Origin of the sequence: uncultured Flavonifractor sp. (assembly GCF_944383115.1) — a bacterium.
Taxonomy (GTDB): domain Bacteria; phylum Bacillota; class Clostridia; order Oscillospirales; family Oscillospiraceae; genus Flavonifractor.
In genome coordinates, this window is sequence record NZ_CALWOJ010000082.1 from 1 (window position 1) to 9,035 (window position 9,035).

At 64.7% G+C, this 9,035-nt stretch carries 9 protein-coding genes and 1 pseudogene; 2 read left to right on the forward strand and 8 right to left on the reverse strand.

Going from position 1 to position 9,035, the window contains the following annotated elements; all coding sequences use genetic code 11:
• Positions 1-315: R3H domain-containing nucleic acid-binding protein (locus tag Q0K43_RS08725; RefSeq protein ID WP_297290167.1), on the forward strand; the 315-nt coding region annotated here is incomplete at its 5' end.
• A 40-nt stretch (positions 316-355) separates the two neighbouring features.
• Here the strand turns inward: Q0K43_RS08725 and Q0K43_RS08730 are convergent.
• Genes Q0K43_RS08730 through Q0K43_RS08765 form a run of 8 tightly spaced genes read right to left on the reverse strand, consistent with a single transcriptional unit; the run spans position 356 to position 8,703 of the window.
• Complete coding sequence (locus tag Q0K43_RS08730) at positions 356-910, reverse strand: sugar O-acetyltransferase (RefSeq protein ID WP_297290168.1); 555 nt, start codon at positions 908-910, stop codon at positions 356-358.
• Positions 911-960: 50 nt separating this feature from the next.
• Complete coding sequence (locus tag Q0K43_RS08735) at positions 961-2,202, reverse strand: PSP1 domain-containing protein (protein ID WP_366086234.1); 1,242 nt, start codon at positions 2,200-2,202, stop codon at positions 961-963.
• 34 nt (positions 2,203-2,236) lie between these two features.
• Positions 2,237-3,232 carry an ATP-binding protein gene (locus Q0K43_RS08740; protein ID WP_297290169.1) on the reverse strand — a complete coding sequence of 332 codons (996 nt, stop codon included), beginning with the start codon at positions 3,230-3,232 and terminating at the stop codon, positions 2,237-2,239.
• Position 3,233: 1 nt separating this feature from the next.
• On the reverse strand, positions 3,234-3,557 hold the full coding sequence (locus tag Q0K43_RS08745) for a cyclic-di-AMP receptor (RefSeq protein ID WP_087187235.1): 324 nt from the start codon (positions 3,555-3,557) through the stop codon (positions 3,234-3,236).
• Between the two features lie 28 nt (positions 3,558-3,585).
• Entirely contained in the window at positions 3,586-4,902 is a 1,317-nt protein-coding gene (locus tag Q0K43_RS08750; RefSeq protein ID WP_297290170.1) for an aminotransferase class I/II-fold pyridoxal phosphate-dependent enzyme, read from the reverse strand.
• A 27-nt stretch (positions 4,903-4,929) separates the two neighbouring features.
• Positions 4,930-5,943, reverse strand: a complete 1,014-nt coding sequence (gene mnmA / locus Q0K43_RS08755; protein ID WP_297290171.1) for a tRNA 2-thiouridine(34) synthase MnmA — start codon at positions 5,941-5,943, stop codon at positions 4,930-4,932.
• A gap of 9 nt (positions 5,944-5,952) precedes the next feature.
• The gene (gene mnmG, locus Q0K43_RS08760; RefSeq protein ID WP_297290172.1) at positions 5,953-7,761 is read right to left on the reverse strand and encodes a tRNA uridine-5-carboxymethylaminomethyl(34) synthesis enzyme MnmG; all 1,809 of its coding nucleotides are present in this window, start codon (positions 7,759-7,761) and stop codon (positions 5,953-5,955) included.
• 48 nt (positions 7,762-7,809) lie between these two features.
• Entirely contained in the window at positions 7,810-8,703 is an 894-nt protein-coding gene (locus Q0K43_RS08765) for a diacylglycerol/lipid kinase family protein (protein ID WP_297290173.1), read from the reverse strand.
• Between the two features lie 225 nt (positions 8,704-8,928).
• On the opposite strand from Q0K43_RS08765, the pseudogene Q0K43_RS08770 reads away from it, so the two are divergent.
• Positions 8,929-9,035 (forward strand): annotated as a pseudogene (locus tag Q0K43_RS08770) (branched-chain amino acid ABC transporter permease); the annotation flags it as partial.

Below are 9,035 nucleotides of genomic sequence, written 5' to 3' on the forward strand. Positions count from 1 at the left end.
GGCGAGACCCTGGACGCCATCCAGCAGCTCACCGGCTACGCCGTCAACCACGGCCAGTCCAAGCGTGTCCGCATCCATGTGGATGCCGAGGGCTACCGGGCCAAGCGGGAGGAGTCCCTCATCCGTCTGGCCCACAAGGTGGCGGGCAAGGTGGTCAAGTACCGCCGCAACGTGACCCTGGAGCCCATGAACGCCTATGAGCGCCATGTGATCCACACCGCCCTCCAGGAGACCCCCGACGTGACCACCTATTCCATCGGCACCGAGCCCAACCGTCGGACCGTAGTGGCCTACAGCCGAGGCGAACACCGGTAACAAAAAATTCCCTGAGCAAATTGCTCAGGGAATTTTTTTGCTATACGATGTCCCGGACGGGCCTGCACGGGTTGCCCACCGCCACCACGTTGGGGGGAATATCGTGGGTGACCACGCTGCCCGCGCCGATGACCGCCCCGCTGCCGATGGTGACACCGGGCAGCACCGTCACATTGCCGCCGATCCATACGTTGTCCCCCACGGTGATGGGTTTGGCAAACTCCAGGCCGCTGTTGCGGGTGGGCCAGTCCACCGGATGGCCGGCGGTGTAGAAGGCGCAGTTGGGGGCAATAAACACGTTATCCCCAAAGACCACCGGGGCGCAGTCCAGCACCACCAGGTTGTAATTGGCGTAAAAATGCTCCCCCACCGTGATGTTGGTGCCGTAGTCGCACTTGAAGCCGTGGTTGATGGTGAGATGCTCCCCCGTCTTGCCCAGCAGTTCCTTCAGCAGGGCCAGCCGGGCCTCCTCCTCAGACGGGTCCAGCCCCTCCAGCCGGTGGCACAGCTGAGCCGCACGGGTGCGCATGGCCCGCAATTCCGGCACCTCGGCGTTATACAGCTGGCCGGCGATCATCTTTTCCAGTTCGGTCATATAGAAAACCTCCGAAAAACGGGCGACCCGACCGGGCCGCCCGTCCTGTTTTATTGGGGATTGGGATTCTGGGGCTTGTCCCCACGGGGACGGCGATGATACCGGCGGCGGGGTTTTTTCTTCTCCCCGGTTCCCTGCTGGGCCTCGGCGGCAGGCTTGTCCCCGGCGGGCTTGCTCCCCGCCGGTTTGGGCTTTCCTTCCGCCCTGGGCTTGCCCTCCCCTTTTGGAGCCTTGGCGGGAGCGACCTTGCTCTCCTCCCTGCCGGCCTGGGGCTGCTGCTCCCCGCCGCCCCTCCGGCGGCGGCTGCGGCCCCGGCGGGGTTCCTGGGCGGGGGCGCTCTCCTCCTCCGTCACCCCCAGGCCAGCCAGGGCGGCGTTTACATTGCCCGTCAGGGTGCGGGGTTCCTCCACCGGGGTCACCTTCCGCAGCTTGGCAAGCTCCTGCGAAGAGGGTTCCACATAGTCCTCCGGCCGCTTGCCCTTGCCGTTGCGAATCACCCGCAGCTCGCAGTTGTGGAAGCACTTGGGATTCTCCGGCTGGCTGTCCAGGCGTACCTTCACCGTCTCCTTCAGCAGATCCACCTGGCACACGTTGCCCGCCCCCTCGGGGGTCTCCACAAAGGACTCGTTTTTGGGCATCCGCCGCACCGCGTCCTCATAGGCGTCCTGCTCGTACTTCAGGCAGCACATGAGCCGGCCGCAGGTGCCGGAGATCTTGGTGGGGTTGAGGGACAGGTTCTGGGTCTTGGCCATCTTGATGGACACCGGCTGGAACTCGTCCAAAAAGGAGGCGCAGCACAGAGGCCGGCCGCAGATACCCAGGCCGCCCAGCATTTTGGCCTCGTCCCGGACGCCGATCTGCCGCAGCTCGATGCGGGCGTGGAACACCCCGGCCAGATCCTTCACCAGGGCACGGAAATCCACCCGGCCCTCACTGGTAAAGAAGAAGAGGATCTTGTTGCCCTCAAAGTTGTACTCCACCTCCACCAACTTCATATCCAGAGCGTGGGCGGCGATCTTCTCCTGGCAGATGGCAAAGGCCTTCTTCTCCTTCTCGTGGTTCTTCTCCACCGTCTCCAGGTCCTTGTCGGTGGCGATACGCACCATAGGACGCAGGGGCTGCACCACCGCTTCGTCCTCCACCATGGTGTTGCCCTGGACGCACTCGCCGTACTCCAGGCCCCGGGAGGTCTCGATGATGACCCCCTGGCCGGGCGCGACCTGCTGGCCCTGGGGATCGAAATAGTATTGCTTGCCTCCGCTTTTGAAGCGGACGCCGATGATCTCGGTCATGGTTACCTCCAAATTGGAAATGTTGGGGCCGGATTTACCGGCACAGCTCCGCCAGTCCCGCCCCCAGCCAGCCGGCAAGATGACCGGGGCCCACATAGAAGCCGCAGGCGGTACGCAGCTGCTCGGTCAGGGCGGCGGCCCCGGTGAGAGCCTTTGTGGACAGGGCCTTGGCCCCCCGCTCCGCCAGCGCCTGCCGCCGGGGATCGCTCTCATGGAGAACGCCGGCGGCCTGCATCAGGCAGTCCCGCACCAGCAGCAAAAATTCGTCCAGCAGGGCGGCTACCGCGTCCCGGTCCCACTTCTCCGCGTCCATCCGGGCGCAGAAGTCCATCATGGCCAGCTCGTCCCGGCTGCAAAAGCACTCCAGCAGGGCTGCCGCACCCTCCAGAGCCTTCTGGTCGGCGGCCTTGCCCTCCAGCTGGTCCACCGCCCGGCCCAGAATGCCCTCGCACCGGGCGGCGGCATTGGATACCTCCGCCGGGGAGCGGTCCGGGTACCGGGCGGCCAGAAATCCCTCCGCCTCCTGTATCGTCACCGGGGAGAGGGTCAGCACCTCGCACCGGGAACGCACCGTGGGTAGCAGGGCGGCGGCGTTGTCGGTGAGCAGCAGGAAGGCGGCGTAGGCCGGCCCCTCCTCCAGCAGTTTCAGCAGGGCATTCTGGCTGGATGGGTTCATATCCTGGGCGCCCTGGAAGATGTATACCTTCCGGGGGGCCTCGTTGGGTTTGATGTAGGCGTCGCTGCGCAGGGCCCGGATGCGGGCCACGTTCAGCTCGTCCCCTTCCCCGCCGGCCCAGATCACGTCGGGGTGGATGCCGGCCAGGGCCTTTTTGCAGCCGGGGCAGGCAAAACAGGGAACCTTTCCCCCGCCGGTACACACCAGGGCGGCGGAGAGCAGCCCGGCCAGGGTGCGCTTCCCCGACCCCGCCGGCCCGCTGATGATGTAGGCGTGGGACAGGCCCCGCCGGGCGGTCTCCAGGGAGAGCTGCCGCTTCAGGGGGGAATTCCCCACCAGCCGGGACAGGTCCATCTTACACCCGCTCGAACCGCTCGATGTCCACCACGAAGATGGTGGCGCCGCCCACTACCACTTCAACGGGCATACTGGGGTAGTAGCCGTAGCTCATCTCGGTGGTGGTGGGGATCATCTGCTTGCGGGAGTGGGAGTGTTCCTTGATGATGTCAATGACGTTCTGCACCTTCTCCTCATCCACGCCGATGAGGATGGTCACGTTGCCCGCCATGAGAAAGCCGCCGGTGGTGGCCAGCTTGGTGGAGGAAAAGCCCTTTTTAGTCAGGGCCTGGGTGACGGTGTTGGCGTCGTCGTGATTGATGATGGCAAGAACCAGCTTCATGGTATCTCCCTCCTGGTTGAAAAGGCCGTCACACACAGGCGGCCACAGAAACTTCTTCCAGTGTATTATAACCTATTTGTTTCAAATATGCGATACTTTTTTTGTCCAGCCGCTCCCCCGGGGCCACCACGGGGATCCCCGGCGGATAAGGGGCCACCTGACAGGCGGCCACCAGCCCCTCCGCCTCCGCCAGCGGCAGGGTGCGCCGGGGGGCAAACAGGGCCTGCCGGGGGGTGAGTACCCCCTCGGGCGGCGGGGGCGGCGGCGGATAGCCGGGGCAAGGCCCCAGGGCCACCTTTGACAGGGCCTCCTCCAGCCTTACAAAGTCCTCAGGGCCGTCGGCGCAGGTGGGGATGAACACCACATGGCCTCCGTCGGCCATCTCAGGCCACACGTTGCGCCCTTCCAGAGCCTCCTGGGCGGCGTAGCCGTCGGGGGAACATACCACCAGCCGGGCGGGATCCAGGAGAGCGTCCTGCTCCGTGAGGGAGGGGAAAAGTTGCCGCAGCCGGGCCACTTCCTCCACCGTCCGGCGGTAGGCCTCCGCCCCTCCCTCCAGCATATGGGCCCGGCACAGGTCCAGTGCCGCCATCATGGCGTAGGAAGGGCTGGAGGAGCCGTAGACGCTCCCCGCCCGCCGCAGATCGGCGTGGGAGAAGGCGCCGTTGGTCAAAAGCAGGGCGCTCTGCCCCGGCGCCGGCAGAGTCTTGTGGGCGGAGGCCACCAGCAGATCGGCGGCGGACAGCCCGTAGTTCCCCAAAAAGGGCAGGTGAGCCCCGTGGGCTCCGTCCACCACCAGAATCCCCCCACGGCGGTGCATGAGTGCCGCCAGAGCGGGCAAATCAGACAACACACCGTAATAATTAGGGGAAGTAATACAAAGCGTCTTGATTTCCGGGTGGAGATCCAGCAGCTCCTCCACCCGCTCCGGGGAAACCGGCCCGGCCACCCCCGCCCGGGCCAGCCAGGGCCGGTCCAGGTACACCGGCTTCAGATCCAGCAGGGCCAGAGCGTTGTAGGCCGAGCGGTGGCTCCCCCGGTCCAGCAGCACCCTGTCCCCCGGCTGACAGGCCAGAGTGAGGGCGGTCAGCATCCCCTGGGTGGAACCGCCGGTGAGGAAGAGGCAGCTGTCCATGTGGAATACCTCCGCCCACAGGCGTTCCGCCTCTCCAATGGCTCCGCCCCCCTCAAAGAGGTTGCCGGTGGGGGGCAGCTCGGTGAAGTCGATGGCGGCCAGGTGGTCCAGCCCCGGCAGGGGTTTGCCCTTGTGGCCGGGCATGTGCATCCGCAGGGGGTTTTGGGCGGCAAAAGAAGTCAGGGCGTCATACAGCGGGGTTTTTTCCACAGGATGTCCCTCCTTTGTGGAGTATCATCAGACGGCCCCCTCGATCCAGGCGGAGCCGGCCACAATGTCCCCCAGATAGAACACCGCCAGCTGCCCCGGGGTGGGGGCGCGAGCGGGGGCCTTCATCTCGATGCGCACCCCGTTTTCGTGGGGATAAACCACGCCCTCCCCCTGGGTGCGGGAGTGGCGCAGGCGGACGGTGACCTCCAGAGGTTCCGTCAGCCCCTCCACTCCGATCCAGTTGGGGGAGGAGCAGAAAACGGTGGACTTGCCCAGGTCGGAGCCGTCGGACAGCACCACCTCGCGGGTAGCGGGCCGCAGGGCGGTGACAAAATACCGGTGGGGGCCGGAGACACCCAGCCCTCTCCCCTGGCCCAGGGTATAGTGGTGGACCCCCTTGTGGCGGCCCAGCACCTTGCCCTCTTTGTCCACAAAATTGCCCTCTGGTGTGGAAAAACCCCGCTCATCCAGCCAGGCGGCATAATCCCCGTGGGGGATGAAGCAGATCTCCATGGAGTCCGGCTTGTCCGCCACAGGGATGCCGAAGCTGCGGGCCAGCTGCCGTACCTCTGTCTTTTCGTAATTTCCCAGGGGGAAAATAACGCGCTGTAATTGTTCTCTGGTCAATCGGGCCAGCATATAGGACTGATCGTTGGCGGGACGGCCCTTTTTCAGCACCCCGTTTTCCACATTGGCGTAGTGTCCGGTGGAAACATAGCGGGCCCCGATTTTGTCGGCCAGCCGGAACAGGGCGGGGAATTTCACCGTGGGATTGCACAGGGCGCAGGGCAGGGGGGTGCGGCCGGCCTGATAAGCGGCGGCAAAGGGGGCGCACACCAGTTCCTCCAGGTCAGAGCGGATATCGGCCACCTCAAAGGGGATGGACAGACGCTGAGCTACCGCGGCGGCGTCAGCCGCCCCGGTGCCCCCCAGGCCGATGTCCAGGTAAAGACCGGTGACGGCAAAGCCCTGCTCTTTCAGCAGACTGGCCGCCACAGCGGAATCCACCCCGCCGGACAGGCCCAGAACGATTTTTTCCATATAAACTCCTTATTTCTCCAGGGCCACCATCAGCACCGCGATATCCGCCGGGCTGACGCCGGAAATGCGGCTGGCCTGGCCCAGGTTGAGAGGCCGGATCTGGTCCAGCTTCTGCCGGGCCTCCAGCCGCAGGCCCTCCAGGGACAGGTAGTCCAGATCGGGGGGCAGGGGCCTGTCCTCCATTTTCCGCTGCTCGGCCACCTGCCGCAGCTGCCGGTCGATGTACCCCTGGTATTTTACCGCAATCTCCACCGCCTCAGTCACTTCTGTGGACAACTCCGGGCGGCCCGGGTCAAGGTTGGCCAGGCTTTCATAGGTGTTTTCCGGCCGGCGCAGCAGGTCCACCAGCCGGCCCTCCGCCGTGCCGGTGTGGGTGAGCCGTTTGATCTCACGATCCACGGCGGCGTATTTCTCCTCCACCGCAGCCATTCGTTCATCGCTGACCAGCCCGATGGCGTGGCCGATGGGACACAGCCGCTGGTCGGCGTTGTCCTGCCGGTGGAGCAGCCGGTACTCGGTGCGGGAGGTCATCATCCGGTAGGGCTCGTCCGTGCCTTTGGTCACCAGATCGTCGATGAGGACCCCGATGTATCCCTGGTCCCGCCGGAGGATCAGGGGCTCCCGGCCCAAAATCTTCAGGGCGGCGTTCACTCCCGCCACAAAGCCCTGGACGGCGGCCTCCTCATAGCCGGAGGAGCCGTTGAACTGGCCCGCGCCGTAGAGGCCCCCCACCTTTTTGTGTTCCAGGGTGGGCAGCAGCTGGGTGGGGTCCACGCAGTCGTACTCGATGGCGTAGGCGGGGCGGGTCATCTCGGCCCGCTCCAGGCCGGGAATGGTGTGGAGCATCTGGATCTGCACGTCCTCGGGCAGGGAGGAGGAGAAGCCCTGGAGATAGAGTTCCTCGGTGTTCAGCCCCATCGGTTCCAGGAAAAGCTGATGCCGCTCCTTGTCGGGGAAGCGGACGATCTTGGTCTCAATGGAGGGGCAGTACCGGGGGCCTACCCCCTCGATGGTGCCGTCGTAGAGGGGGGAGCGATCCAGATTGGCCCGGATAATATCGTGGGTTTGCTGGTTGGTGTAGGTCAGCCAGCAGACGGCCCTGTTTTCCGGGGAAATTTTGGTCTCAAAGGAGAAGGGCAGTACCTGCCCGTCCCCCGGCTGGACCTCCAGCTTGGAGAAATCCACGCTGCGGGCGTGGATGCGGGGGGGTGTGCCCGTCTTGAACCGGCGGAGGCTAAGCCCCAGCCCTTTCAGGCTGTCGGTGAGAGGCAGGGCGGCGGCCAGACCGTCGGGGCCGGAATCCCTGGTCACTTCGCCGATGATGGTGCGGCCCCCCAGGAAGGTGCCAGAGGCCACCACCACCGCCCGAACCTTGTATTCTGCGCCGTACACCGTGCGTACGCCGGATACCTGGCCGTGTTCCGTCAGAATGTCAGTGACCTCCGCCTGCTTGACCCACAGGTTGTCCTGCTGTTCCAGGGTGTGCTTCATGACCTCCTGGTACCGGCGGCGGTCGGCCTGGGCCCGGAGGGACCACACCGCCGGGCCTTTGCCCCGGTTTAAAAGCCGGTACTGGATGCAGGCCTGGTCGGCGGCCCTGGCCATCTCCCCTCCCAGGGCGTCCAGCTCCCGCACCAGGTGGCCCTTGCCGGTGCCGCCGATGGCCGGGTTGCAGGGCATATTGCCCACCGCGTCCAGATTGACGGTAAAGCACAGAGTCTTTAAGCCCAGCCGGGCGGCGGCCAGGGCGGCCTCAATGCCCGCGTGGCCCGCGCCGATGACGGCAATATCAAAGGTTCCAGCGTCGTAAGTCGTCATATTAGGTACAAGTCCTTTTATTCCAAAATAAAATCATAGGGTCACCCGTTACGCCCCGTATACGATGGTCACCGCCTGGTGGCAGTTGGAGATCTCCACCACCCGGTGATCCCCGCCGTACTCCCCGTCCAGGGTCCAGGCCAGATCCTGGTCGCAGATGAGTCTGAGGTGGTTAGTACGGAAGCAGGTGACCAGCCCATGTTCATCGCTCTCCACATTGGTCAGGGCTTTCAGGATACCCTGGAGCTGGAGGATGTTCTGGGGCTGACGCACCAGCATCACTTCAAACAGCCCGTCGTCCAGGGCGATGGGCAGGCCCGGATTGGCCTGGATGCCGGCGATGGAGTGGGTGTTGGACACCAGCCCCAGACAGAACTGGTCCATTTCCACCTTACCGTCGTGTTCCAGGGTGACGGAGTAGGGCTGAATGGCCCCCAGCCGGGTGACGGTACCCATGAGGTAGGCCAGATGGCCGAACAGGTTCTTGGCCTGCTGCGAGGTGGAGTAGGACAAGTCGGTAAAGGCCCCGAAGGCGGCCACATAGAGGAAGTCCTGGTCGTTGAATTTCCCCACGTCCACCGGCCGGGGTACCCCGGCGGCAGCCACCTGGGCCAGCTCCTCCAGGGTGCGGGGCAGCTCCAGATTTTTGGCAAAGTCGTTGGTGGACCCGGCGGGGATATAGCCCACTGTGGGCCGCCCCTGGGGCGGCAGCTCCATCAGGCCGGATACCACCTCATGAAGGGTACCGTCCCCCCCGGAGCATACGATGCGGTCAAACTCCCCCGCCCGGTCCCGGGCCACCGTCGTGGCGTCCCCCACCCCCCGGGTGGGATGGACGGTCACATCCCACTCCGCGGTCAGCGCGTCCAGGATGGGGGCCAGCCGTCCCCGCAGGGTACCCTTGCCCGCGTGGAGGTTGTAGATAAACAGCAGCTTTTTCATTCCGATCGCTCCTATCAGACAAGACCCGGCAAACCCGCGGTACGCCGCCGGGGCGCAATGTACAGTAACTCATATTATATACTGGAATGGTGGAAAAAAACAACTGCTTTGCCCTTTCACCCGCCCAATTCCGGCGGAAAAGGGAAATTGGGACCCCCCTCTTGCTTTTCTGTACTAAAGTGTGTACAATAAACAATCAAACGCAGCGCAAAGGAAGTGCAAACTATGGACCGCAAAGCCCTGTCCGCCGCCTTCCCGGTGACGGTGCCGGTGCTGATGGGCTATCTGGCCATCGGCATGGCCTTCGGCTTCATGCTCCAGGCCGTGGGCTA

What these genes read in the sequence shown, in the direction of transcription:
- mnmG (WP_297290172.1), bottom strand. Translation starts at nt 7,761, where the DNA reads ATGACGACTTACGACGCTGGAACCTTTGATATTGCCGTCATCGGCGCG.
- Q0K43_RS08765 (WP_297290173.1), bottom strand. Translation starts at nt 8,703, where the DNA reads ATGAAAAAGCTGCTGTTTATCTACAACCTCCACGCGGGCAAGGGTACC.
- Q0K43_RS08735 (WP_366086234.1), bottom strand. Translation starts at nt 2,202, where the DNA reads ATGACCGAGATCATCGGCGTCCGCTTCAAAAGCGGAGGCAAGCAATAC.
- Q0K43_RS08745 (WP_087187235.1), bottom strand. Translation starts at nt 3,557, where the DNA reads ATGAAGCTGGTTCTTGCCATCATCAATCACGACGACGCCAACACCGTC.
- mnmA (WP_297290171.1), bottom strand. Translation starts at nt 5,943, where the DNA reads ATGGAAAAAATCGTTCTGGGCCTGTCCGGCGGGGTGGATTCCGCTGTG.
- Q0K43_RS08740 (WP_297290169.1), bottom strand. Translation starts at nt 3,232, where the DNA reads ATGGACCTGTCCCGGCTGGTGGGGAATTCCCCCCTGAAGCGGCAGCTC.
- Q0K43_RS08730 (WP_297290168.1), bottom strand. Translation starts at nt 910, where the DNA reads ATGACCGAACTGGAAAAGATGATCGCCGGCCAGCTGTATAACGCCGAG.